The sequence below is a fragment of the Filimonas lacunae genome, from assembly GCF_002355595.1.
GTDB lineage: Bacteria > Bacteroidota > Bacteroidia > Chitinophagales > Chitinophagaceae > Filimonas > Filimonas lacunae.
The window spans coordinates 3,703,235-3,728,660 of sequence record NZ_AP017422.1 but is presented as its reverse complement, the minus strand read 5'-3'; the positions used below and the strand labels follow the sequence as shown (position 1 = coordinate 3,728,660).

At 44.3% G+C, this 25,426-nt stretch carries 23 protein-coding genes; 10 read left to right on the top strand and 13 right to left on the bottom strand.

Translation table 11 applies throughout. From position 1 onward, the window contains the following. Positions 1–3: 3 nt before the first annotated feature. Genes FLA_RS14750 through FLA_RS14740 form a run of 3 tightly spaced genes read right to left on the bottom strand, consistent with a single transcriptional unit; the run spans position 4 to position 3,793 of the window. Positions 4–2,220 carry a xanthine dehydrogenase family protein molybdopterin-binding subunit gene (locus FLA_RS14750; protein WP_076378010.1) on the bottom strand — a complete coding sequence of 739 codons (2,217 nt, stop codon included), beginning with the start codon at positions 2,218–2,220 and terminating at the stop codon, positions 4–6. Positions 2,221–2,231: 11 nt separating this feature from the next. Beyond that, positions 2,232–3,209, bottom strand: a complete 978-nt coding sequence (locus FLA_RS14745; RefSeq protein WP_076378012.1) for an FAD binding domain-containing protein — start codon at positions 3,207–3,209, stop codon at positions 2,232–2,234. Continuing rightward, positions 3,206–3,793 carry a (2Fe-2S)-binding protein gene (locus FLA_RS14740; protein ID WP_076378014.1) on the bottom strand — a complete coding sequence of 196 codons (588 nt, stop codon included), beginning with the start codon at positions 3,791–3,793 and terminating at the stop codon, positions 3,206–3,208. Before FLA_RS14740 ends, FLA_RS14745 begins: the two co-directional genes overlap by 4 nt. A 533-nt stretch (positions 3,794–4,326) precedes the next feature. On the opposite strand from FLA_RS14740, the gene FLA_RS14735 reads away from it, so the two are divergent. Genes FLA_RS14735 through FLA_RS14725 form a run of 3 tightly spaced genes read left to right on the top strand, consistent with a single transcriptional unit; the run spans position 4,327 to position 7,672 of the window. After that, on the top strand, positions 4,327–4,794 hold the full coding sequence (locus FLA_RS14735) for a (2Fe-2S)-binding protein (protein WP_076378016.1): 468 nt from the start codon (positions 4,327–4,329) through the stop codon (positions 4,792–4,794). Then, positions 4,791–6,956, top strand: coding sequence for a xanthine dehydrogenase family protein molybdopterin-binding subunit (locus tag FLA_RS14730; RefSeq protein ID WP_076378018.1), 2,166 nt, complete (start codon positions 4,791–4,793; stop codon positions 6,954–6,956). The genes FLA_RS14735 and FLA_RS14730 overlap by 4 nt, the downstream gene beginning before the upstream one ends. Positions 6,957–7,006: 50 nt before the next feature. After that, complete coding sequence (locus FLA_RS14725; RefSeq protein ID WP_197705903.1) at positions 7,007–7,672, top strand: hypothetical protein; 666 nt, start codon at positions 7,007–7,009, stop codon at positions 7,670–7,672. A gap of 509 nt (positions 7,673–8,181) precedes the next feature. On the opposite strand, the gene FLA_RS14720 is transcribed toward FLA_RS14725, so the two are convergent. Further along, positions 8,182–8,865 (bottom strand): LytR/AlgR family response regulator transcription factor, encoded by a 684-nt coding sequence (locus tag FLA_RS14720; RefSeq protein WP_076378022.1) that lies wholly within the window; start codon positions 8,863–8,865, stop codon positions 8,182–8,184. Then, positions 8,862–9,935 carry a sensor histidine kinase gene (locus tag FLA_RS14715; RefSeq protein WP_076378024.1) on the bottom strand — a complete coding sequence of 358 codons (1,074 nt, stop codon included), beginning with the start codon at positions 9,933–9,935 and terminating at the stop codon, positions 8,862–8,864. Before FLA_RS14715 ends, FLA_RS14720 begins: the two co-directional genes overlap by 4 nt. 155 nt (positions 9,936–10,090) lie before the next feature. Between FLA_RS14715 and FLA_RS14710 the strand changes: the two genes are divergently transcribed. The 3 genes from FLA_RS14710 (at position 10,091) to FLA_RS14700 (ending at position 13,746) form a co-directional block, all read left to right on the top strand. Then, on the top strand, positions 10,091–11,794 hold the full coding sequence (locus tag FLA_RS14710) for a S41 family peptidase (RefSeq protein ID WP_076378026.1): 1,704 nt from the start codon (positions 10,091–10,093) through the stop codon (positions 11,792–11,794). A gap of 10 nt (positions 11,795–11,804) precedes the next feature. Further along, positions 11,805–12,002 (top strand): hypothetical protein, encoded by a 198-nt coding sequence (locus FLA_RS14705; protein WP_148666370.1) that lies wholly within the window; start codon positions 11,805–11,807, stop codon positions 12,000–12,002. Positions 12,003–12,213: 211 nt separating this feature from the next. After that, positions 12,214–13,746, top strand: coding sequence for a hypothetical protein (locus tag FLA_RS14700; RefSeq protein WP_076378030.1), 1,533 nt, complete (start codon positions 12,214–12,216; stop codon positions 13,744–13,746). A gap of 75 nt (positions 13,747–13,821) precedes the next feature. Here FLA_RS14700 and FLA_RS14695 read toward each other — a convergent pair whose 3' ends face one another. The 3 genes from FLA_RS14695 to FLA_RS14685 all read right to left on the bottom strand — a co-directional run bounded on the left by FLA_RS14695 (position 13,822) and on the right by FLA_RS14685 (position 15,961). Continuing rightward, entirely contained in the window at positions 13,822–14,370 is a 549-nt protein-coding gene (locus FLA_RS14695; RefSeq protein ID WP_076378032.1) for a carboxymuconolactone decarboxylase family protein, read from the bottom strand. Between the two features lie 103 nt (positions 14,371–14,473). Next, positions 14,474–15,055, bottom strand: coding sequence for a Crp/Fnr family transcriptional regulator (locus FLA_RS14690; protein ID WP_076378034.1), 582 nt, complete (start codon positions 15,053–15,055; stop codon positions 14,474–14,476). A gap of 147 nt (positions 15,056–15,202) precedes the next feature. Further along, a complete protein-coding gene (locus FLA_RS14685; protein WP_076378036.1) occupies positions 15,203–15,961 on the bottom strand; it encodes an SDR family NAD(P)-dependent oxidoreductase in 759 nt (252 codons plus the stop codon). Positions 15,962–16,359: 398 nt separating this feature from the next. On the opposite strand from FLA_RS14685, the gene FLA_RS14680 reads away from it, so the two are divergent. Together FLA_RS14680 and FLA_RS14675 are read left to right on the top strand one after the other, a co-directional pair. Further along, entirely contained in the window at positions 16,360–17,697 is a 1,338-nt protein-coding gene (locus FLA_RS14680; RefSeq protein ID WP_076378038.1) for a hypothetical protein, read from the top strand. Beyond that, a complete protein-coding gene (locus tag FLA_RS14675) occupies positions 17,687–18,442 on the top strand; it encodes a hypothetical protein (RefSeq protein ID WP_076378040.1) in 756 nt (251 codons plus the stop codon). Before FLA_RS14680 ends, FLA_RS14675 begins: the two co-directional genes overlap by 11 nt. A gap of 78 nt (positions 18,443–18,520) precedes the next feature. On the opposite strand, the gene FLA_RS14670 is transcribed toward FLA_RS14675, so the two are convergent. Beyond that, on the bottom strand, positions 18,521–19,930 hold the full coding sequence (locus FLA_RS14670) for a serine hydrolase domain-containing protein (protein ID WP_084206140.1): 1,410 nt from the start codon (positions 19,928–19,930) through the stop codon (positions 18,521–18,523). Between the two features lie 476 nt (positions 19,931–20,406). On the opposite strand from FLA_RS14670, the gene FLA_RS14665 reads away from it, so the two are divergent. Both FLA_RS14665 and FLA_RS14660 read left to right on the top strand, forming a co-directional pair. Further along, positions 20,407–21,486: a type I restriction endonuclease gene (locus FLA_RS14665; protein WP_076378042.1), complete on the top strand. Its 1,080-nt coding sequence runs from the start codon at positions 20,407–20,409 to the stop codon at positions 21,484–21,486. Between the two features lie 406 nt (positions 21,487–21,892). Further along, positions 21,893–22,816, top strand: coding sequence for a trypsin-like peptidase domain-containing protein (locus tag FLA_RS14660; protein ID WP_076378044.1), 924 nt, complete (start codon positions 21,893–21,895; stop codon positions 22,814–22,816). 144 nt (positions 22,817–22,960) lie between these two features. Here the strand turns inward: FLA_RS14660 and FLA_RS14655 are convergent, their stop codons facing one another. The 4 genes from FLA_RS14655 to FLA_RS14640 all read right to left on the bottom strand — a co-directional run bounded on the left by FLA_RS14655 (position 22,961) and on the right by FLA_RS14640 (position 25,391). Then, complete coding sequence (locus tag FLA_RS14655; protein WP_076378046.1) at positions 22,961–23,230, bottom strand: SinR family protein; 270 nt, start codon at positions 23,228–23,230, stop codon at positions 22,961–22,963. 79 nt (positions 23,231–23,309) lie between these two features. Continuing rightward, positions 23,310–24,278 (bottom strand): caspase family protein, encoded by a 969-nt coding sequence (locus FLA_RS14650; protein ID WP_197705902.1) that lies wholly within the window; start codon positions 24,276–24,278, stop codon positions 23,310–23,312. Positions 24,279–24,302: 24 nt separating this feature from the next. Continuing rightward, entirely contained in the window at positions 24,303–24,707 is a 405-nt protein-coding gene (locus FLA_RS14645) for a TIR domain-containing protein (RefSeq protein WP_076378050.1), read from the bottom strand. Between the two features lie 18 nt (positions 24,708–24,725). Beyond that, positions 24,726–25,391 carry a TIR domain-containing protein gene (locus FLA_RS14640; RefSeq protein WP_144264002.1) on the bottom strand — a complete coding sequence of 222 codons (666 nt, stop codon included), beginning with the start codon at positions 25,389–25,391 and terminating at the stop codon, positions 24,726–24,728. Positions 25,392–25,426: the final 35 nt, after the last annotated feature.

Sequence of the window (25,426 nt, the reverse complement as noted above, 5' to 3'; positions counted from 1 at the left end):
CCGTTAAGCCAGTAATATTTTATCCGGTGTAACAGGCAGGTTGCGCAGGCGTTTACCTGTGGCGTGATAGATGGCGTTGGCTATTGCCGCCGCAGAACCTATAATACCTACCTCGCCCAAACCCTTGGCACCACTGGGGTTGCTGTTGGTATCGGGCTTGTTAATAAAAGCCACTTCAATAATGGGGGCATCTGCATTTACCGCAAAGTGATAGCCTGCGAGGTCGTTACCCACCAGGCTGGCATAGCGGTGGTCAACGGCCTGTTCTTCCATCAGGGCCATGCCAATACCGCCTACTGCTGCGCCCGAAACCTGGTTGGCAGCAGCTTTTTCGTTTACAATCCTTCCGCCGTCCACCACGGCCACCATCTTATCTATTTTTACCTTACCTGTTTTAATATTCACTTTTACGCGGCAAAAATGTGCGGCAGAAGAGCAGAAGGCGTATTGCTGCCTTTCGGCACCGGGGCCTGCACTGGCTTCTACTTCTACTTCGGTAAGGTGGTTCTTTTCAAACAAAGAGTTATAACTGATAAAATGATGGTTATGGGTCTGGTAAGAAATGCCCGTGTCGGATAACAATATGTCTGCCGGCGCGGCGCTTTTATACACTTCTTCCTGCGTGGCGGCATAACCGGCCAGCTTTTGTTTTAAAGCATTACAGGTAGCTACCACGGCGCCACTGATGCTGGACAGGCCGGTGCTGCCTCCCTGGCTGGGGGCGGCGGGCAGGGTAGAGTGGCCCAGTTCTATTTTAATTTTGCTTTTGGTAATGCCGGTTTGTTCATGCGTAATATTTTGCATGGCGGTGCCTGTGCCCGTGCCTATATCCGTCATAGCCGTTTGCACAGTAATGGTACCGTCGGGCTGCATTTTAATGGCAGCGCCGGCGTTGCCGCGCCCTGCATTCCACATACCCGTAGCCATGCCGTACCCGATGGCCCAGTCGCCCTCTTTTTGTTGTGCAGGCTGCGGCTGGCGATCCTGCCAGTGAATCATAGCAGCCCCTTTTTCTATACACTCATTTAAAAAGTTAGTGCTCCAGGGTTTACCGCTTTCGGGATGCTGCGTCAGCGCCAGGTTTTTTAAACGCAAGGCCACAGGGTCCATTTTCAACTGGTAGCTTAACTCATCAATAGCGCTTTCCACAGCAAAAGCACCGGTGCAATCGCCCGGGCCACGCATCCAGGTAGGAGTGCTCAGGTTCAGGGGCACATTGGCGCTTTCCGTTTTTACGTTGGGTATCTGGTACACCATACGGGTAACGCGGGTAATGCCGTCGTTAAAATCTTCGTATAGGGAAGTGCTGTGTTTGGCCTGGTGGCGGATGCCGGTAAAGCGGCCGTTGCTGTCGGCTCCCAGCTGCACCTGTTGCCACGATTGCGGGCGGTAACCTACCAGTAAAAACATCTGCGGGCGTGTAAGCACCAGTTTCACCGGGCGGTTTACCTGTCTGGCTGCCATAATAGCGGCCAGTGCATGGGGCCATACGCGCAGGCCCGATCCAAAGCCGCCGCCTACAAACTCGCTGATTACTTCAATGTTAGCGGGCGGTATGTTCCAGAGTTTGGCAAATATGCGTTGTACGTTATTTACCCCCTGGTTTTTATCGTACAGCTTTAGTTTGTCAGCACTTTCCCAATGGGCTATGGTGGCGTGCATTTCCATCGGGTTATGCACTTCGTGCTGTATGTTGTAACTGGCATCTACTTTATAAGGGGCATCGGCCCAGGCGCTTACACTGCCGCGTTCTTTGCCGTCGGCTTTGGTGGCAACACCAGGGTGCAACTGGTCAAAGTTTACATTGGCTTCGCGGGTGGTGTACTCGGCCCACACCAGCGAGGCGGCATAGGTGGCATCTTCCAGTGTTTCGGCTATTACTACGGCTATGGGCTGCCCTTTAAAATAAACCGTATCGGTATGTAATATGGGCAGTCCAAAGCGGCTTTCTTTTATTTTGGCGGCATCAGCCATGCCGGGTACAATGGGTTTGTGCAGGTGGGTGATCACGTCCAGCACACCGGCCAGTTCTTTGGCTTCTTCTACATGAATGCGGTTGATGGTACCGGCGGCAATAGTGCTGCCCACCAGCACAGCATAGCATTGGTTGGCTACCTTATACTCTGCGGCATATTTACCGCTGCCGGTTACTTTGGCTACGCCTTCCACACGGCCTTCCGGTGCATTATTTACCAACGGCTGATTCTCAAAAAATCTCATACATGCGGGTGTTAAGCGGTTAAACAATTTTGTAAGGCAGTGGCAATAGCGCCTTGCAGCATAGGTACTTTAAAGCCGTTCTGCGATAAGGGTTTTGTACTGCGCACCGCTATGGCAGCGGCTTCGCTGAAGGTAGCTGCATTGGCTTCTTTGCCCTGTAAATACGCTTCGGCTTCCTGCCAGCGCCAGGGTTTGTGGGCTACACCGCCAGAGGCAAGGCGTGCGGCTATAATCCTGGAGCCGTTCAGTTGCAATGCAGCAGCTACCGATACCAGTGCAAACGCATACGAGGTACGGTCGCGTACTTTCAGGTAGGCGTAGTTTTTATAAAAAGCATTGTTGGGTATATCTACCGCCGTTATCAGCGCATGTGCGGGCAGGTTATTGTCTTTATCCGGCGTGGTGCCTGGCAGCCGGTGAAACTGTGCAAACGGAATGGTGCTGGTTTTGTGTGCAGCATCTGTTATTACAACAGTTGCATCCAATGCAGCCAGCGCTACACACATATCCGATGGGTGCACGGCCACACATTGTTCGCTGTAACCTGCAATAGCCTGCATCCTGTTTTCGCCTTGTAAGGCTCCGCAGCCACTTCCCGGTTTTCTTTTGTTACAGGGTAAAGTGATATCGTAGAAATACGGGCAGCGGGTGCGTTGCAGCAGGTTGCCGGCTGTGGAGGCCATGTTTCTGATTTGTGGAGAAGCCCCCGCCAGTATGGCTTTGGATAGCAGGGGAAAATGAGCCTGTATATCCGCATGCCCGGCCACATGGCTGTTGCGCGCCATAGCGCCAATGCGTATGCCGCCGGCAGTGGTTTGTATGGTATTGGAAAGGGCGGCGCTCACATCCAGCAGCGCCTCCGGTTCGGTAATATGTTTCTTCATCAGGTCTACCAGGTTGGTGCCGCCTGCTATAAACTGCTCGCCGCTTCTTTTGCCGGAGAGCGCCTGTTTTACATCGTTGGGTTTGCGTAAAGTGAATGGTTTCATCTGGCTACTTTTTGAATAGATTCTACAATACCGTTATAGGCGCCGCAACGGCAAAGATTGCCGCTCATAAATTCTTTGATCTCTTCTACCGAATGCGTATGTCCTTCGTTTACGCAGGCCACGGCCGACATAATCTGTCCGGGGGTGCAATAACCACACTGGAAGCCGTCGCATTCAATAAAAGCCTGTTGCATAGGGTGTAGCTGGTCGCCTTCGGCCAGTCCCTCAATAGTGGTAACAGGCTGGTGCTGCACCATTGCGGCCAGGGTAAGGCAGCTGAGTACTCTTTCGCCATTTACATGTACGGTACAGGCGCCGCATTGGCCATGGTCGCAACCTTTTTTAGTACCGGTCAATTCCAGTTCTTCCCGCAGCAGATCCAGCAGGGTAGTGCGGGTATCGGCTTTTACGGTGTACGTTTTTTTGTTAACGATTAAAGAAAGCGTTTGAATGCTTTTAACGGGAAGAAGGCGTGTTTTCAAATCCTGGTAAAAGGCTTTGATACCGCTGGGTACCAGCGCCAGGGCTGCCGCCATGGACGAGGTGCCTAAAAAGAATCGTCGGCTATACTTCTGTTTTTCCATAAACTATCATCAATTCATTGGTTGTTATTGCAATACAAGCAGAATTACTGGTTTGTTGCGGATGCTGCTACATTAAATAGGTATAAGACAGTTCTTGCATAAAACTATACAAATACAACAAATGCCTATTATGAAAAAAACACCATTCCTTACAAAATTCAAACATCTCATCAGTTACCTGCCATGCAGCCGGTATTGTAGGGTGCCTGCCGCACAGCCAGACAGATGCACAAATATCGGCCCATACTGTTGTTCGTATTTTATACATTTTACTGATACTTCTACCATAATCACTGATATAACTACCATTATTACTGATCTATAGCGGCGTTGAACAAAAGTTATATGGATGGTGTTAACTTTTAAACCGGTTGCTGATTTAAAGTATTTGATTTTCGTAAGTAACTGTTTGAATTCTATAAATAATCTTTTTACGGGTCTGTTAATTTTGAAGTATTGCCTGTAACAGCTGCGGTAACTATAAGATAGTGATAAACTGATTTTCTGATAGATTATAAATAATACACGCGTACATGAAACTAACCATCAACAACCACTCCTATACTGTGGACGTGGATCCTGCTATGCCCCTGCTTTGGGTATTGCGGGATGTACTGCATTTAACGGGTACCAAATTCGGCTGCGGTATGGCGCAGTGCGGGGCTTGTACGGTTCACCTGAATGGAGAAGCCGTGCGTTCCTGTGTTACACCGGTAAAGCGGGCCGAGGGCCAGAAAGTGATTACCATTGAAGGTATTGGACAACAACACCTGCATCCATTGCAACAGGCCTGGGCGGCTATGGATGTGCCGCAGTGTGGTTATTGCCAGAGCGGGCAGATTATGTCGGCCGCCGTGCTGCTGCGTGAAAACCCGCATCCCACCGATGAAGATATTGATGCGGCCATGAGCGGCAATATTTGCCGTTGCGGTACCTATCCCCGTATACGCCAGGCTATTCATCATGCAGCGCAACTGCAAAATAAAGGAGGTGTACAATGAGCGAAACAACATCGTATTCCCGTCGCAACTTTTTAAAAACCGGGGGCCTGCTCAGTGGCGGCCTGGTGCTTTCGTTTTTTATACCGGCCGGCGCCAAAAGGTTTGTGCCCGATGCCGACCCGTTGAGTAATGCTTTTCAGCCGAATGCTTATTTAAATATCCTGCCGGATAACACGGTGCAGGTGATACTGGCCCACGTAGAAATGGGACAGGGTATATGGACTACTTTGCCCATGTTGATTGCGGAAGAACTGGATTGCGACTGGAGCAAGGTTACCGTACAGCATGCGCCGCCAGGCAAGCCTTACCTGCATACAGCTTTTGGATTGCAGATAACGGGCGGTTCCAGCACCACTTATTCCGAATTTGACCGTTACCGCAATGCGGGTGCTACGGCCAGGGCTATGCTGGTAGAAGCAGGGGCTAAAAAGCTGGGTGTATCACCCGCTTCCTGCCGCACAGAAAATGGTTATGTAATAGCGGGTGATAAACGTGCCAGCTATGGCCAACTGGCCAATGCGGCGGCCGCCCTGCCGGTACCGCAAAAGGTGCAGCTGAAAGATAAGGCCAACTGGAAACTGATTGGTAAGGAAAAGAACCGGCTGGATGGTAAAGCAAAGTCGGATGGGTCGGCCATCTTTGGTTTAGACGTACATTTTCCCGGCATGCTGATAGCGGTAGTGGCGCATGGCCCCGTATTTGGCGCTAAAGTACGTTCCTTCGATGCCAGTGCTGCCAAAGCGGTGAAAGGTGTGCGGGATATTGTGCAGATACCCACCGGGGTGGCAGTAGTGGCCGATCATTTCTGGGCTGCCAAACAGGCGCGCGATCTGTTGCAGATACAATGGAACCTGGGCCCGGGTGAAGCTATTGATAGTAATTCCTTGCTGGAAGACTACCGCAGGCTGGCCAATGAAAAAGGACTGGTAGCGGAACAAACCGGTAATGCCGCGCAGGCGCTTGCAGGTAACGTAACATCAATACAGGCCGAATATACGTTTCCTTACCTGGCACATGCCCCCATGGAGCCGTTGAACTGTACCGTAAAAATCAGCGATGACCATTGCGAAATATGGACAGGTACACAATTGCCCGGTGGCGATCAGCAAGCGGCGGCTAAACTGTTGGGACTACCTGCCGAAAAGGTAAAGGTGAACACCACCTTCCTGGGCGGGGCATTTGGCAGAAGGGCCAGTCCTACGGCCGACTTTGTACTGGAAGCAGTGGAAATAGCCAGGGCCAGCGGCAAGTTTATTAAAATGGTGTGGACGCGGGAAGATGATATGCGCAGCGGTTATTACCGTGCTGCCTTTTTGCATAAGGTACACGTAGGCCTGGGTGCTAACGGCTTTCCGGCCGCATGGCAACATAGTATAGTGGGTCAGTCTATTATGAATCAATACACTTTGTTTGGTCCGCCCGACAAAAGCAAGCCGGATGAAAGCTCGGTAGAAGGTATTAAAGATTCTGCTTACCTCGCAGATGTGCCGGATAAGCTGATACAGCTGCAATCGCCCGAATTGCCGGTGCCGGTGTTGTGGTGGCGCTCGGTAGGGAATACGCATACAGGGTATGTAATGGAAACGATGATAGATGAACTGGCCTTTGCAGCAGGTAAAGACCCGGTAGCTTATCGCAACAGCCTGCTTAAAAGCAAAAGGCACCTGGCAGCGCTGAACCTTGCTGCAGAAAAAGCAGGGTGGGGCAAGCCATTGCCGGCAGGGCATTATCATGGTGTGGCGGTGCATGAAAGCTTTCGTTCTTATGTAGCCCAGGTGGCCGAAATATCCATTCAAAACGGACAGTTGCGGGTGCATAAGGTAACGTGTGCTATTGATTGCGGCCTGGCGGTGAACCCCGATGGCGTGAAGTCGCAAATGGAAGGCTGTGTCATTTTCGCCCTCACTGCTTTTTTATACGGCGAAATTTCGTTAGAAAAGGGCCGGGTAAAACAACGCAATTTTCACGACTATAAAATGGTGCGTATGAACGAAGCGCCGGCCATAGAAGTGCATATTGTAGATAGCAACGAGCAAATGGGCGGTGCCGGCGAGCCTGGTGTGCCACCGGTGGCACCAGCCATAGCCAATGCCATTTTTGCCGCCACCGGTAAGCGCGTAAGGCAATTGCCTTTGCAGCCATCCGACCTGGTGAAAGCTTAGATAGTGTAACAGATAGAATTACAAACGATCACGAAAAATGAATGATAGTTATGACTAACCGTTTTTTGTCATGGGCAAAACCCAAACGCATTACGCTGTTGTCCATGCTGATAATTGCGGGCTTTGCAGTGCTGATATTTTCTTTTAGGGAAGATGGGGGCAAAGGCGCGCGCAAAAAGGCCAGGGCTGCTACCACTGCCGTAGCTGTTGTGGAAAGCGACAGCGTGCTGTCGCAACAGGCCTTCCTGAAAGTATACAAGGTGTTTATGTCTCCACGGTGTATGAACTGCCATCCCACGGGCGATGTGCCTTTGCAGGGCGATGACAGTCATTTGCATACACAAGGTGTGCAACGCGGCCCCGAAGGCAAGGGCTTGTATGCTATGAAGTGTACCAACTGCCACCAAAGCACTAATACGCCCGGCTTAAACATGCCGCCGGGCGTGCCCAACTGGCATTTACCTCCTTCGCATATGAAAATGGTATTCCAGGGCAAAACTGCACGCGAACTGGCCCTGCAGATTAAAAACAGGCAAATGAACGACGGCAAAACGCTGAAAGACCTGGTAGCCCATATGAAAACCGACCTGGTAAAATGGGCCTGGGCGCCTGGCGATGGCCGCAGCTTGCCGCCTATGAGCTATGATGATTTTTATAATACATTCAAGTTATGGATAGATAAGGGGGCGGTAGCGCCGGCAGCGGATGTTAAATAAAATGGCATTCTTTACATAATAAACAGGGCGTCTCATTTATGAATGAGACGCCCTGTTTGTTTTAGCTGTTATACTATAGTATTTCCATCTTTAGCCTGTTGAAATAAGCCTGATGTAAGGTGATCTTTCATGTGCTTAATGTTTTACTTAAATTAATAAGTAAAACATATATAAAAACAACTTGTTTAATGAATATTTGAAAGTGTTTGTAGTCTGAAATGCTTATAAACAAAAGGCTCAAAGTAGAAACTTTGAGCCAACCCTAAACCCTTAAAAAAACATGTTAAGATACCTTTTGAAGAACTTTTACATGTCTCTTACAGATTTTGTAAACATACTTTATTCTATTAGGATAATATCATTTTTGGGCTAAAAAAATGATCGTGCAAAAAAGAAATCAGGCGGAGAAATGTAGGAGAAAACACTCCCGTAAGCGGTGTAAAAATAGATGTGTCATAATAGCTTTCTCTGTTTTCTCTCCTTAACCATAATCCTTGTTCCTGAGTCTTTCACCCCAACCTTTTTAACATCCCTTCCTTATACGTTAATCCAATAGCCAGCTGTGCACCGGCTACTGCCACATAATTCCCTTCTACATACTGTATAAAATCTGCATGAATAATAGTGCTCCTGTGTATTCGTATAAACCTGTTCGCGGGCAGCAGTGCTTCCATCTTGCCAATGGTCATATAACTCACCATAGTAGCGCCGGCTATATGTATTTTCAGGTAATCACCCATGGCTTCTATATAGCGAATCTCTGCAAAGTCCACTTTTACCAGGCGCTTATCTACCTTAATAAAGATATGTGATGCCGGGGGAGTGTCGGATGCTTCGGGCCGGGTGGGTTGGGTTATCTTCTGCACCGATTTTAAAAAGCGGTCAAACGATACGGGTTTTACCAGGTAATCCGCAGCTTCCAGTTCAAAGGCCTCTACAGCAAATTCCGCATGTGCGGTAATAAACACTACTTTAGGTATGTGTTTGATGCTGCGTATAAAGCTCATTCCGCTGATGCCGGGCATGTCTATGTCCAGAAATAGTACTTCTACCGGGTGGCTGTTCAGTGCTGCCAGCGCGTCCAGTGCGTTCGCGTAGCTGCCCAGGCAATGCAGGTTAGGCAGCTGGTCAATATAAGAAACAATCAGTTGCCTGGCCAGGGGTTCGTCATCTACTACAATACAATGGGTCATGTAAAGCTAATTACTAAGGTTACAGTAAAGGTCTCCGGTTCGTCGTGAATAACCAGGTCGTGCCGGCCAGGGTACAGCAATGCCAGGCGTTTGCGCACATTGGCCAGGCCAATGCCCCCGTAGGGGTTTGCTGTTTGCATGTGCGGTTGGTTTTGCGGGTTACAGGTTTGGAAGATCAGTTCCTTCTCATCTACCGACAATACCAGCTTCACCCATTTTTCTGCTGCGTGCTGATGCAGCGCATGCTTAAATGTGTTTTCAATCAAAGGCATCAACAACAGCGGTTCAATAACGGTGCCGCTGATAGTGCCCTGGATACTGAAATCAATTACATCCGTGGCGCTATGCCGTAGGTTTTCGAGGTGGATATAGTTTTTAATAAATGCCACCTCCTGTTCCAGCGGTACGGTATCGTGGCTACACTCATACAGCACATACCGCATAATAGCCGATAAGCCCTCTATCATCCGGGGCGCATCGGGTGATTGCTGTACGCTAAGGCTGTAGATATTGTTGAGCGTGTTAAAGAAGAAATGTGGCTGTACCTGATTTTTCAACTGGCCCAGTTCCAGTTGCAGCTTCTGCGTGGCTACGGTGTGCAGGTGGTGCTGGTTTTTAAACAACAGCTTTACCACATACAACGAAGAAGCTGCCAGCAGCACTAAACAGGTGTAACCGAGCGACTGGTTAAAATACCCCTGCGTCAGGTTCTCCGGGTGCGCACTGGCCAGCCGCTGGCGATAACCCTGCGGGATCAACGGCACGTGAATCAACAGGATACTGCTGAGCCGCGAACCCAGTTCATACACCAGTATATACAACGGAAACAATCCCACCCCCAGCCAGTACCGGCCCTTACCAATAGTGTAGGGGAGGTATACCCGGTAAAACAACACAATAGCGGGCAACTGGAAAATATTAAGCAGTACCAGGCTGAGGATAAATGACAGTTGAGGGTAGATCTGCCATCCTACTGCAAACGGACTTAACACCCCAATCACCAGCAGGAATACACACTCCGCCACCAGGCTTTTCTGTTGATAGGTAAGTACACGGCGTGAACGTTGCATGCGGTAAAATACCAATCCCCGGTAAATAGCCGAAACTTTTTGGGTGAACTTTTTATTTCACCCGTTGAAACAGGTAACCCGCCTGTTCAGCCAGCCGTTCACCAGGTTCATCGAACAAATATCCCCGCCACACCCGGCCCAACTAATATTGAACCATGAAAAGAATCTGCCTCGCGCTACTGCTGTTGATAGCTACCACCCACGGCAACGCACAGTCTAAAACACAAGTGCGCCAGCTGGCCGAACTGGCCCAGGTATGGGGACTATTAAAATACTATCACCCCACCGTTGCCAGCGGGCGTTATAACTGGGACAGTGTGCTGGTTTCCTCCCTGCAACAGGTACTCAACCCCAGGCATACCACACCCTTCACCACCACCATAGCCGCGCTATTGGCAGTACCCGGAAAAGATACCGCCGCCTGGTATGCCCCCCAGGCTGATAACCCTATGCGCTACAGAAACCATACGCTCCGCTGGATACACCAGTGCCACTACCTCACCCCAGGGCAACAGCAACAGGTTTACTACATAGCCACGCACCCCCATAGAGGCATGAACTATTATGCCCTTCCCGGCGATGGCACAGACAGCACTGTTACCACCCCTAACGAGCAGCCTTACAAACAGATGCTACTGCCCGATGTGCATTACCGCCTGTTAGCGCTGTTCCGGTTCTGGAACGTGATACAATACTATTATCCCTACAAATACGCCATTGGTCAACCCTGGCAAAATGTGCTGCGCCAGCTGATACCCGTTGTCATCCACGCCAAAGATACCCTTAGCTGGCACCAGTGTATCGCCCGCATGGCCGCTGCTATTAACGACTCACACGGAGGCTTGTGGCCGGAAGTGTACCACACCATCGCCGGTAAGTATGCACCTCCTTTTTATTTCCGGTTGGTAGCGGGCAAAGCCGTAGTCACGCAACTGACCAACAGTAACCTTACCCGCCCTTCCGGCCTGCAGGTGGGCGCGGTGCTTACGCATGTCAACGGCGTACCCATCCGGCAATTGATAAAAAAGTACTGGCCGTATGTGCCTGCTTCCAACGCTGGGGGAAAGCTGAAAACCATGCACGCCTTTGTGCTCAACACCTTTGCCCGCAAGGCCCATTACCGCGGTACCAATAAAGATGGAACAAAGATGAGCGCCAATTTACAGCAGGTAGAAAGGGATTTTTTAAAAGACTATCTCCATTTTTTTCACATGCGCAGCAGCGATACCTGCAAGATGCTGAACGGCAATATCGGCTATGTGTTTTTCAGCAACCTCACTAGCCGCAATCTGGATAGCATCATGCAGTTGCTGATGCCTGCCAAAGCCATTATATTTGATATGCGCAACTATCCCGCCAACGGAGCCGGCATCTATCGTGTACCCAATTACCTGCTGCCCCGGCCAGCGCTATACGCCCGGATTACCTACCCCGATTACAGCTACCCCGGCAGATTTCACTATACCGTTGCGAACGAAGGAACCAGCTACCACCAGGTAGGCAAGCCTAACCCCAACGCCTACAAAGGAAAGGTGCTGCTATTGGTAGACAGCAGAACCCAAAGCGCCGCGGAGTGGGCTTGCATGACCCTGCTTACCGCCAGCCACGTAATCGTAATAGGCACACCCTCCGCAGGTGCAGACGGCAATGTAACCCGAACCCTATTGCCTGGTGGCTATGCCATAGCGTTCTCTGGTCTGGGTATCTATTTTCCTGATGGGAGAGAGACGCAACGCTGCGGAATACCTATTGATGTGAAAGTGCCCTGTACGGTGGAGGATATGGTAAACGATCGCGATCCGGTATTGGAAAAGGCCTTGGAGCTGGTGGGGAGGGATGGAGGAGCAATACGTAGTTAAGTATATTGATATGAAAAAAGGAAAACATTATTATATGGCAGCAGGCCGAAAAAAGAGTGCTGCGAAAGTAACTGTGCAGGTAGCTACCAAAGTGAAGGCTACTTTGCCTGCAAATTGTCTTATAGGGTTTGAAAGCACCGCCCGGGTTCTAAAGTATTTTGTGGACAACGCCAAAATGTGTGCTGATTTCCAATGGATGAATGACTAATGTTACATTATAAAAACATTTGAAAATAGGTTTGCTACCATAAAAGTGAACAACAAAATAACTGAAAACAGTTATTTTATTTGTTAATGTAGAATATTAATTTTGGTTGCACTACAAAAGTGGAGATATAGTAATGCTGTGAGGTTAGTAGTATAGGTATTTATTTTAATATTTTATATACTCAAACAATTTTACATTAACAGCACTGTTTATGAAAAAAATAAGTTTGCTTGTAATTCTTATGATGGCTACGCAGTCGGGTATTACGCAGAAAGCTACACTTGATAAGCCACTTCCTTCTGCCGCTTTTACCAGGATGATTGTACAGGATATTACTTACGCCGTTGTAGGAGAAAGTACGCCCGTAAGTGGTGTAAAAGTGGATGTGTCAAAACCAGAAGGTACTATTTCCGGAATGTTTCCAACAAAAGACAAATGGTGGAATCCCTTTGATATTATAGGTTTTGAATTGAAAGGTGGAGTTACTGATCGTAACTTTAGTTTCTTTAAAGGGGGATTTAGCACGGGTAATTCGGCTTATGAAATAAAGCCTTCTTTTCACAGAATTACCTGGTGCAATAGCGCTAAGTATGGGACAAAAACAGAATCACATCCGAAATTACAGCTACTGCATGCAAAAAATACGCTTGCTACCGAGTATAAAGCCAGGGTAATTGATACAGTATTTGTTATCACTTCGCTATATAATCTTCATCTGAAAGTGTTAGGTCAACCCAAAAAGCTTCCCAAAGAAGTGAAGTCAATAAAGGATAGTCATAGGGCAATTGCTGCTTACTTCATTCCTAAAATTATCAAACAGTCAGGACTAACGATAGATACTTCCGGTAAAACCTGGGGACAAATTTTGAATTATTTGCCAGAAGCAGATACCGTAATAAAAGGATCGAAAGGGGAAGGGGCAATTATAATCGATACTTATTACGATGAAGTTACCGTCTTGTACAAGAAGTATGAAAAGGTATACAGTGGGTTATATGAAGAAACACTGGATAAAATGATAGTTAATTCCAGTTCTATCTGGACGAAGAAAAAATATTTATGGTGGACTTTTAGCCCCTTTTTTCGGTCGGATAAAGCGAATGAGTATTATACAAAATATGATGATATTGACTCCATGTACTTTAAGTCAGACTACCGTTTTTCATATGGCGCTTCCGCTTATCTGAATAGATATTGTGTAACTCCTAATAAATTCGCCATATTAGCAAGGCTGGGCGCTACAATCTCTCACACTAATAATTTAGGAAACCTTACTCCTTACAATTATGAAAATAAAACTCCGTTTTTCGAGTATGCTCCATCTGTAACAGAGAAGGTTGTCGCGGGATCTGCTTATAATAACAGTGATATAAAAACGGGATTGGAAAAGCAACTGGCTATAGAGTTATACATACTTCCATTAGGTAGCCTGATTCCTGGACTATATCTTTCTGGCACCATAGGTCAAAGTGATTTGTACAAACTGCCAAAAGTGGTGGGTAGAGCAGATGATACTTTTAAAGCTGGCGCAGAAGGAGGTTTTATTTTCAATATTAATAACCGGGATAAAGACAAAACCTTACTTTCTATTATTACCTATTTTAAATATGCCGATTTTACGGATAAACAACGCACATCCCTTGCGACAGGCATTGAAGAGTCAAAAAGCGATTTTGAAAAACGAAATATAAGTATTGGGTTAAAAGTAGGAATACCTATTACCTTACCTAAGAAGACTGAATAAGATAATAACAAGCACCTTCCTGCTGAGAAGGTGCTTGTTTGTTTTATTAGGGTGCCATTAAGTGGCTACACTACCTTACAGCGCTTCTGCCAAAGGAAAGTCTACTTCCAGGTGGGTAAGGTTATGCAGGTAGTTGCTGATGATTTTATCACCAATCACCATTACCACATCAATCATATGGTGCTCCTGGTAGCCGGCGGCATAAAAAGCGTTAATAGCGGCTGCGGTGGCTTTACCACGGTTTTCTACTACCGAAGCCGTAAAGCGGGCCAGGGCATCCAGTTTGCTGTCGAAGGAAGCATGCCCGCTTCTGATTTCCAGTATCTCGGCATCGCTAAAACCATTCATTTTGCCTAATACCGTGTGGGCCGATTGACAGTATACACAGCCGTTGATCTGGCTGGTAACCAGGTTTATTACTTCTCTTTCTTTACCTTTTAAACTGCTTTTGCGGTTTTGCAAAGCCAGGTAATCGCCCAGGGCTGTTTCATTTTTACCAAAGTAGGCATAGAGGTTAGGTACAAAGCCCAGTCCTTTTTGCAGGTTGTCGAAAATAGCCTGGTTGTTGGCGGATACTTCTGCACGGGTAGGTACGCTGAAGGTGGTGGTAGTTGCTGTGTTCATGAGTGTTTATATTTGTATGTTTATGTCGTTATTGACATTACAAAACTGCCTCAGAAAACAGGCGTGAACAATGAAGTAGATTAGGAAAGAAGCTTGAAGTAGTTCAAGATTTCCGAGACACCTTATTGTTCCTGATCTTAGATAAAAACTCGGTGGTCATGCCCAGGTAAGAAGCGATAACATATTGCGGCATCCGTTCGTTGATAAGTGGGTATTGCGCCATAAAATGATCGTAACGTTCTTCGGCTGATTGGGTAAGGTTGGTGATGATGCGGCGCTGCATAAACGCGGTGGAGCGCTCTGCCATTTGGCGGAAAAATGTTTCAAAGCGATGCGATGTGGCTTTTAGCTTCCATTCATCTTCATGACTTATCTGTAGCAGTTCGCAATCTTCCATAGCCATTACAAACATGGTGGCGGGTTGCTGGTATATGTAACTGTTGTAATCAGAGATCCACCAGTCTTCAATAGCCAGTTGAATGGTATATTCCTGGCCTTCTTCCCCAATCACGTAAGCACGTAAGGCTCCCTTTACCACAAAATAGCGATGACGCGCCACAAAGCCGGGTTGCACAATAAACTGCCGCCGCTTTGCCTTTACGGGGGTAAAGCTGCTTACAAACTGGTTCACTTCTTCCTCTGATAATGCTGCGGTGCGCAGTATATAGTCTTTTATTGTATCCATACCGTTGCTGGTGGTTGTAAATAACAAAAGTAAAGTATTGCGGGGTTGCGGTGCAGGGGTAAATGCAGGAAGTCATATGATCACAGGAGTTGCTCCGTCATCATATGACTTCAAAAAGCGTGTAGCCCAACCGCGTGGGGAAATAGCTTACCGCTGTCCGCCTGCTACGGCAATCACCTCACCATTTACCCAATAGCTATCTTCCGAGGCCAGGAATACAGCTACTTTAGCTATATCATCCGGCTGCCCTATACGACCCAGCGGTGTTTCTGATAAATGCCATTTTTCCGCTTCCCCCTTCATTACACCCGAAGCATAGGTGCCTTCTGTTTCAATTAAACCGGGATTGATGGAGTTAACGCGAATGTTTTTAGGCCCCAGCTCTTTGGCAAGAATGCGTGTGATAGCATCTACTGCATATTTGGTGGCAGTGTATACCAGGGAGGTGGGCATGTCAAGCGTGCTTACCACCGATCCTACATTGATAATAGTGCCGCCCCGCGTACCCATTAATTTTACTGCCTGCTGAATAGTAAGTATGCTGCCCAGTACGTTGGTGTTAAACATATTGTGAAAAGAGGTTTCGCTAATTTCCTCGATGCCCGCAAAGGAGTAGATGCCCGCGTTATTCACCAGTATATCCAGACCGCCAAAATGCTCCCGTGTATTTTCCAGTAGCCTTTTCACGGCTTCCGCATCCGCTACATTACCCTGCAGGGCAATGGCCTTGCCGCCATTGGCTACAATAGCCGCCACTACCTTTTCGGCTTCTGTTTTACTATTGGCGTAGTTCACTACTACCGCTGCGCCTTCTGCGGCGTATCTTTTGGCAATACCTGCGCCTATGCCCTTAGCGGCACCCGTGATAAGGGCTACCTTGCCCTGTAATTTACCTTTGCTTTCCATGATATCTTCATTTGATACAGCGAAGCTCCCGTAAATGGCAGGCGTGAAATATGAACTACATTAGGAAAAAAGGTTGAACCAGTTCAAGGTTTTACAAACGGCATGCCTTCACCGGTAAAGAAGACGGTTGCCAGGTGTTTATTAATGAGTCGATTTGTGCGCTAGATAAAGGTGTTTTTCTAGAAAGTGCATTTACAACCGTAATCCACTTATCGATGCGTAAAGTCATGCCTGATAACGAAGGCACGCTTTCTAAAACACTCAATGGATTAGTGAGGCAGATCTGGTGACTAATTGATGTATCCCCCCCCAAGTTTGGAAAAAAATAAATTTTGAACGAATGAGTCAATTTCATCGACTCATTCGTCTTTATACATCATTAAATCAAAATTCATAGCATGAACCTAAAAACCACAACCCTTATCCTCTTGCTAGCATTCACCTTACAAAACTGCAATAAAAAAGAAACGAGTTTTCACCATGAAACAAAAAATCTTGCCATTACATTAAACTATGCAGGTGCAGACTCTGCTATCCTCTCGATAGTTAATCAGCTTAACAACACCGCTTTTTTATCAAAAATGCAGTTGGAGGTTTCAGGAGATAGTAAACCGGAATTAAACAGACTCATCTGGTTTAACCATCTTGGAGATTCCCTTTATTACATGTTGGTTCCATTTATCAATAAACAAGAGATGCTAATAAGCTATCTGCGTGTAGGTATATCCCAAAAAACGGTGAAGGAAGTTGATAGAATTAACTACGAAGCGGATTATATCACTGGTAATGATTCCGTCAATAAAATTCGCAGGGGGGTAGAGCTGCTTGCTTTAAATAAATCAGGCATAAAGTTGCCTGAAAGTTTTTCTGCTAAAGTGGTAAATAATGCCATTGAAAAAGAAAATATTGACTTTAAAGAAGCATACAAAAAGAAGCAAAAACATGTAGCAGCCAGGAGTGATCAGCAATGTACTTCTTTTATTACCTGTGATTTCTTTACCTATTGCGATCCGGCTTTAGTAAACACTATGATCATGGAGGAGTTCAGAGTAAGGTTGGCCGCCTTAAGTACTGGAGCTGCTGTAAGTGGCTTTGGGCAGGTAATCGTAACCGGCCCTTCTGATATTGTAGGAGTGGCTCCTGGCATTTTAAATGAAGCTATCAATTTCGTTAGTGCTGTTTCAGGTTGCGACATTAGTGTACTTAACTTAATGGTAACTTCAGATTGTGTGTCATCTGATGGCGGTGGCGGAACTACACCGGAAATCCCCTGCGAAACTGCCTGTAATGATGCACTCAATGCATTGCAAAGTGGCGCAGAGGTGGTTGCTGAAATTCTTCCGGCTGAGGTAATTGAAGCAGGCTCTGCCTTCACTAAACCTAAAAATCCACGATGGACAGCTCTAAAAAATCTTACCTGGCGTTACGAATCCCAGGAAGAGGGGGTAGTAAAATTAATAGATGTAAGCAAAGACATATGGCAGTGGGAAAGTCTTAAACACGATAAACTGGTATTTGTAGGCACTGTTTCAGGAGGAGATGTAAATGTTTCCTCTCAAACTGGAACGGCTTCCTTTACTCCTGGAACTCCAAATATTCAATATGCAGGAATGAACCTGCGTTTTGAAATAAGGTATTCAACTGTTTGCGACTGTTTGCCAGGCAAAACCAATACCGTTACTATTCCTTACGTATCTAATGCAGTTTTTGATGCAAATCCAAAGCATGACCAGTAAAATGTTAATTATTGCCCTATTGGTATTGTGCCAGTTTCCTGTAAAGGCGCAAGGTCCTTTGTTGTCTTTGCAAAATCCGGAAAAGCTGGTCATTCACAGCTATATGAGAGGATTTCAGGTAATTGACAGCACTGTATATCCACGTGATATGTACGATACTGTATATGTTCAGTATGTTGACAGTTTTGTCATGTACCATTTCCCGGTGCGTGTAATAGATCTGTCCGCTGAAGATGGAGGTCCGTACAAGATTGTATTTGAATATTTTACGTTTATAAAAGGCCAGAAGAACGGATTGTTATTTAAAGATACTTCTGATTTTTTCTTACCGCTGAGAAAAGACGTTGATTCCATCATTAATGAAAGAGGACATGCTAATGTTATCGAGGAAAAAGGTATAAAGATGATTTCTTCAGAAAAAGGCGTCGGACATACATTAACAGAAAACTACCTTCCAGATGTTAAGAGGAGTGAATTTACTTTTGACACCTTTTTTTTACATTACGACTCCACATTAGTGAACAGTAATTACACGCTGGGGGCTACTTTGGATAGTAGCAGAAAAAGTAAGCTAAATGGCTTTGTTTTTTCCTTTAACGCGTATTATTCGGTAAATCAAAAATTATCGTTTCCTCCACGGGATATATCGCTAAAGTTTACAAGGCTGCCATTCACTGATGCAGATGCAAAACTGGCGAACCAACTCATAGCATTATTTCAAAAGCACCAGGAAAAGCTTCGTTGATCCGGTAGCTGCTAATAATAGATGATGTTTAAATTGGCTGTCTCCTGTTTTTAGTAATATAGGAGATAGCCAATTTTATTACAACGCGCTTAACACGCATTCCATCAATAGCCGGTTAGCGGCCGACTGCTGATTATAGCTGCCGGCTGTTACTACCGCTACCATGTGTATTTCGGGCCAGATAAAAATGCGTTGCCCGCCATTGCCCTTTGCCGCCATGCCCTGGTAAGTGCGTCCCTTTACGGTGAGCGGTTCCAGCCACCAGAAATAACCATAATCCATACCGTCTACTACTGAATGCCGGGTGAGGGATTGTTGTACCCATTCAGAGGATATTACCTGGCGTCCATTCCATATGCCGTTGTTGAGATACAGTAGCCCAAACTTAGCCATATCACGAGGACGCAGGTAGAGTTGCCCAAACGATTCCTGGTGTGTTTTGTCCGGAACAAACGGCCATTGAAAATGCGTAATGCCCAGTGGGGTAAACAGGTTTTCCTGCGCAAAGCGTGCTAAGGATTGCCCGGACACTTTTTCGGCTATCCTGTCTGTTATCATAGTGTTGCCGCTGCAATAACGGCCTGCTTTACCGGGCGTGTCAATCATAGGCAAATCCAGTATGTATTGCACCCAGTCGTTGGCCGGGTACATCTTTGTTTCATTGCCGGGGGAATTGTCGTTTCTGTCATCACAGGCCAATCCCGATTGCTGTGTGAGTAAATGATAAATGCTGATGTCTTTTTTAACGTTGTCTACATGTTGCAGCTGGTATTCCGGGAAATAAGGCAACACCTTTTGGTGAACGTCTGCAATCAGCTTTTTATCAATCGCTAATCCTATAATGGCCGAAGCAAAGCTTTTGGTGGCAGACCGTAGCTGGTGTAATGTGCTTTCATCGTACTCATAAAAGTATTCTTCCAGTATCAGTTTGCCGTCTTTTACCAGCAACACGCTGTGTATATCCGGGTAGGTATTGTTCACTATCCTGTTCATGAGCAGATGTATATTGGAAGTGTCCAGCCCCGAGCGGTATAACGAGCCGGGAATAAGCCCATCGTGTCTGTTAGGAGGTATTTGATACTGATAGGTGAAAGGCTGCGTGCCATTGCCTTTAGCAAACCACATTTTGTTAGAAAAACTAACCTTGCGCGTAAGTAAACGGTACAGACTGTCCCGCTGCCCGTTGGCCACTGTATAGCCGGTGAGGGTGTTATTGGTGTATTGAAATGTTACCTTTTGTTTACTGCCGTTTAGAAACACATCTTTCTGATGCGGGAAAAGCGGGTAGCGTGCTTCTCCTATAATGGCGTAGAGTAAGGTGTCTTTGGGCGATGCGGCTATCTGTAGCGTGGTGTGGTTGATGTACTCGTAGGTGCCCTCGTACTTTTTTAATTGCTGGTAGCTGGGTTTGTAGGCGGGCTGGGCGTACAGTGTGGTGAAGGATGCTGCCAGGATGCAGTGGAGTAGGATATGGCAATGCTTAAACATATGTTAGGAGTGTTATATGAATATAAGCTTAAATATTTGATTGTGGGGAGGGTATTCGTGTGGTGAGAGGTGTCATAATTCACCTACATGGGGCAGTAAAAAAGGAAAGCATTCCTGTTTTCCTTTCTATAATGTTGTATTTTATGCTATGAATTTACTAATTCTCTGTCATTTATAGGATAAATAATTATCTAAGTCATTTTGTCTTGCCATATAACAACAAAGGATTTTACGATATGGATTAAACGAGTAAAGCGCATAAAGGCTCTTTAGATTACTGTCGTATTATGTATTATTATATCTAATTAAGTTTTAAGAAATTAAAAAAACATTATTATATTACATTACGATTGTCAACCTAAACCTGATAATCTGTTGTTTGTAATCCCCGTATAAGGCTTTATTAGTGTGTATAAAAAGATTATGGTGCAATAGCGCCATGGATTTCTATTATATAAAATGTAAACCCTGTAAGTATGGACTTTAAAGACACAGTAAAACAGTTAGCTGATCGTATTTTAAAGCACAAAGAATTAGTGCATACAGAAGAAGCTACCAAACACTCTTTCGTAATGCCCTTCCTTCAAGCATTGGGCTATGATGTATTCAATCCATTAGAAGTAGTTCCTGAATTTGTTGCCGACTTAGGTATAAAAAAAGGCGAGAAAGTGGATTACGCCATCGTGAAAGACGGACAACCTGTTATTCTTATTGAATGTAAACATTGGTCGGCAGATCTTAATCCTCACAACTCCCAGTTGTTTCGATACTTCCATACGACAAAAGCAAAATTTTCCATCCTTACTAATGGTTTTGAGTCCAGGTTTTACACTGATTTAGATGAGGCGAACAAAATGGATGAGAAGCCTTTCTTTGTGTTTGATCTGAATGATATTCGGGATAATCATATTGAGGAATTGAAAAAGTTTCACAAAGCTTATTTTGATTCAGATACGATTGTTTCTACAGCTAGTGAACTTAAATATGTTGGGCAACTCAAATCTCTCATGCATGCTGAATTCAACAACCCCACACAAGATTTTGTGCGCCACTTTGCTAAGCAAGTATACAATAGTGGCATCCTTACCCAGCGTGTAATGGATCAGTTTACGCAATTGACTAAAAAGTCTTTCCAGTATTACATTAACGATATTATTACTGAGCGGCTAAAGTCTGCATTGCAAAAAGAAGAGATTGATCAGGCTTCTATAGCAGCTGTAGAAGTTGTTTCGGAACCTGATAATAAAATTGTAACTACAGAAGAAGAGCTGGAAGGTTTTAGAATAGTGCGTTCCATTCTGCGCCAATATGTACCTGTTCAAAAGATCTGTCATCGAGATGCCTTGTCTTATTTCGCCATCCTGTTCGATGACAATAACCGTAAGCCTATTTGCCGCCTGTATTTCAATGGTGGTAAAAAATATATAGGGTTATTTGATGCGGAGAAAGTTGAAACGAAAAAGGAAATCATCTCTTTAGATGACCTGTTTCATCATGCAGATACGTTGATACAGATAGTGCAACATTATAATTTGTCAAAAGTAGCTGAGGCATAAAAAAAGCCCACTTTAAAGTCGAGGGTAAACTTTTATGTTTTCACAACGGGATAACCTTTAATATCAGGACTCTTTTTAGGTGTTACTTCAATAGGTTGAGCATTTGTAAAAGGGGCTGAAAATGACATAGAGCAGTCTGAGATTGTAAAGTTGGGTGTTGGAGTAAATCCATTAATAACTGATGAGCAAATACTTTATGAAAACGGCCATTCGTACCCAAATGGCACCTGATTTTTTCGATTGCACCATTTAATCTAACAAACAAATGATAGATTTACCTACTAAACGGGCATAGATGAACACCTCATTAGCTCATTTGCCGGCCATTATTTCGTTTTAGTAAGTCGTAAACGGGAATTGTTAATCTTATTTATTAAATGAGTTGTTGAAATAATAATTGTAATATATGAGAATGTTACTTCTTTTTGTGATTTACATGTCAGTTACTTTTTTTAAAACAATTGGGCAGCCGAGAGAAACTATAGAAAGTTTTAGATCAAAAATAGTTTCTTTTGGGGTAGTGAGCAAGATGAAAATATTTGATAGTTTAAATAACTTTAAGCTAAAAGAATTTTATGACGTTGTAGGGTCTGGCATAGTTTGTTATGTCCCTTATAAAGATGATCTAATGCTGTGTGTAGTGACAGCAAAACATGTATTGTATGATCCCAAAATAGGATATGCGCCTAGGTCGTTAAAAATTCGTTTTGCGAACAAAGATACTTTGAGTGTTACAGAATATTTAGGTGAAGATGTTATGTTGTATACAAGTAAAGGTGAGAGTTATTGGTTTCCACATCCAGATAGTACCGTTGATTTAGTGTGTTTACCACTTTCGGAAGGTGATAACTTTAGTTTTGTAAGAAATGGCCATACATCTATATCTACGCTGTCTTATTCTTCGTTTGCCAATGAGAATGATCTCTATGAAAGTAAATCGATTTTATGTGCTGGCTTTCCGGGGGTAGTGGGGAGTGATTATTTAACAAGGGCAATATTTAGAAATGGAATTATTGCGTGGACATCTCCTAAAAAGCCAGAGCTTAATAATTTTTTAATAGATTGTAATGTTTTTCCAGGAAATAGTGGCGGTCCAGTATTTGTAAATAATGGAATTCTTCCTTTGGGAGATTCTCTGAGTCTGCGTTTCGCAGGAATTGTTATTCAAAAAAGAAGAAAAATTAATAATGTTTTTAATGAGAAGATGGATGTTATTAAAGATGGGTTAGGTAAAGTTGTCTTTTCGGAAGAATCTATTGGGATTGGTATAGTTGTTCCCTATGGTCGAGTTCAAGAATTATTGAACGCATTTATGAACGCTATAAAATAGAAAAATTTGTATTTTTGTTAATTAAGGTTTTGGGTAGCATATATGTATGAAAGATTTTCTTTAAAGATTAGGATTGTTCTAGGGAAAAATTAAAACGACAAACAGCGTATCAAAGTGTGTACGCTGTTTGTTTTTTTTATTTTATTATAAATTTTGTCTTAGCCAATCTGAACATTCTTTGTTAAATCCTATCCAGGCGCTATTGTTATAAATTTGAGTAATGAATAATTCATCATTTGAATCGATAAATTGTTTGAGTTTCTCTAGAATAGAAACAGGTGTTGCATTTGATTTAATAAGCCATGTAGAATCTAAGCAATGCCACCAGGTTCCTAGTTTTTTTATTTCTGAAATTAGGGTTTCATAGTTTTGTCCTTTCTTATTTAGGTCGTATCCTATTAATATTGTGTTCATGAAGCGAATAATTTTAGAGTGAATTTTATTGGTAATCTTATTTATCTTCTGAATTGAGATTGGATCAGATTATAAGTCGTCAAATTCTTCTTTCCTTCGCTAGTTTCCAATAATGAGCACCTAAGGCTGTTAGTCTACAGGTTTTAGATTCCATTGCTGCAAAATACATATGGTCTGAATCTACGGGGACCACGAGACCTACACTTTGAAATTTTTGGAGATCCTTAAATTGCTCAACATTTTTCTCAATTGCATACGGTTCAATTATGTTGTGTTCTATCTCTTTTGAATTTGTGTATTCAAAGGAGGGGTCTAGGGGAAATTCATGTCCTGCACTGGGAAAATATGCTGCTAGCTTTCTTAAAGTTCTTTTGTCAACTTTAGCAGTAACATGTCGGAGGGGACAGAATTCGGTTACATTTGTTTTGAAAACGGGTCTTTGGTCCCATGCTCCTAATGCTTGATCTATAAAGGCATAAATGCTACCGGGTGTTATATCTCCCTTAACATCTGCTGCACCTCCCTGTAGAGCTGCTAATAGAAGGTTTGTGAATACTCCATGACCGTTTATCTCGATGGCTGACTCATTTTGTCGGCTGGCGGTTAGTATTGTTACTCCCTTTTTTAAACTTGAAATATTGCCTCCTGTTAACTCGGATGTTCCTATAGAACCTGAATTACAACAGTCAAGAATAATAACCCTGTTTTTAGCTTCTGATTCATTGGCTAGTTTAAGTAAGTCTTCCATTGATAATCCAGTGTCTAACCCTTTAGCGTCAGGTGTAACTAAGAAGGAGCCAAGTTTGTTAGTGTGCCCATGCCCGGAAAAGTAAAATAGCGCAACATCACATTCGCCTTTAAAAACATTTTCAGCTAAGTCTGATAATTGAGCCCTAGTCGTAATGTCAGTCCTTAATATAGCTTCAAAATTGGGTGAACCGTCGCCATTTGTTTGTATTGTATTACAAAAGGCGGCCGCATCGTTTTTGCATCCTTCTAATGGGACTCCTGGATATTCGTCAATTCCTATAACAATAGCTTTTCTCATAATATATTTTTTTTTATTTTAATTTTATTTCCACTGAGTCATGCATTGATCAATAGCTTTTGCTATTCCTTCCCAATTCCACGCAATTGTTCTGTTTCTTGCTAATCCTGACGGAAGGAGGGTAGACTGATCGGCTCCTCCCACGTATACGCCAAAAAATGGAATTCCTTTTTTTACAGCAAAGGATATTTCTTTGACAACTCCAATTGCTTTGCTGGTGTTTTTCCCTACAAGAATAATTGCGAGATCACATTTGTTGATTTTGTCCGCAATTAGTTTTTCCCACTCGTTTTGAGGTAAAGCTTCTTTGCTCGACCAGTCTTGGATGCTAAAAGGGGTTTTAGAATTGCATGATTGTCCTGCGAAAAGCTCTTTTTCATTTTTGTTGTTGTCGAAGTCAAAGCTGATAAACGTTCGTGGCTGTGCCATCTTTTTAGAATTTAATTATTAAAAAAAATTGGTGTACTTATATGTAGGTCTTTTGCCAGTTATCCAATCCTGGAATTCTATATAGTGATTAGGGCTGTCAACTGTCCATAATTTATCTCTAAATGAAGTGAGATCATTGGGTTTTTCTACGTATGGGTATAGGGTTAAATACTCTGTTCTACTAAATGACGTTCTTCTAATATTATCTCTAGATATAGGTATTAAAGCACATTGTTGTGTATGGCCATCAACTTGCCCTAGTTCCCATGGGACCCATTTTGAAATGGTTGCATTGTGTGATAATGCCAGTAACAAGGACTTTGAAGAACGGAGCCTTTTTCTGACTAGTTCTGCTGTCTCTTTTGTTACATTATTTCTGTCAAGCTGAGGGTCTATTATCCAGTCTACATATACTTTGAAATTTTGTCTAGTAAGTTCCAGGTAAAGCCCTTCTATTTCCTCTTTGTCTAAATAGCTGTGACATAGAAAAATGTCGAATACCTCGTTGGGTGTATTGGGCTGGTTAGATATAAAATTCCTTTCATTTAGAGTTTTGTTACGGGATTGTTGTTTTAGATAATCGCTAGTGTACAATGCCATGGTTGTTATTTTATTTGTCAAAACTATTTTGAGTATGGTTGGGTAAAAACCTGTTCTTGAAGGGAGAAGTCCTGTTTTTCTCAATTGATTGATTTTCAAATCGAAATATGCCAATTGGG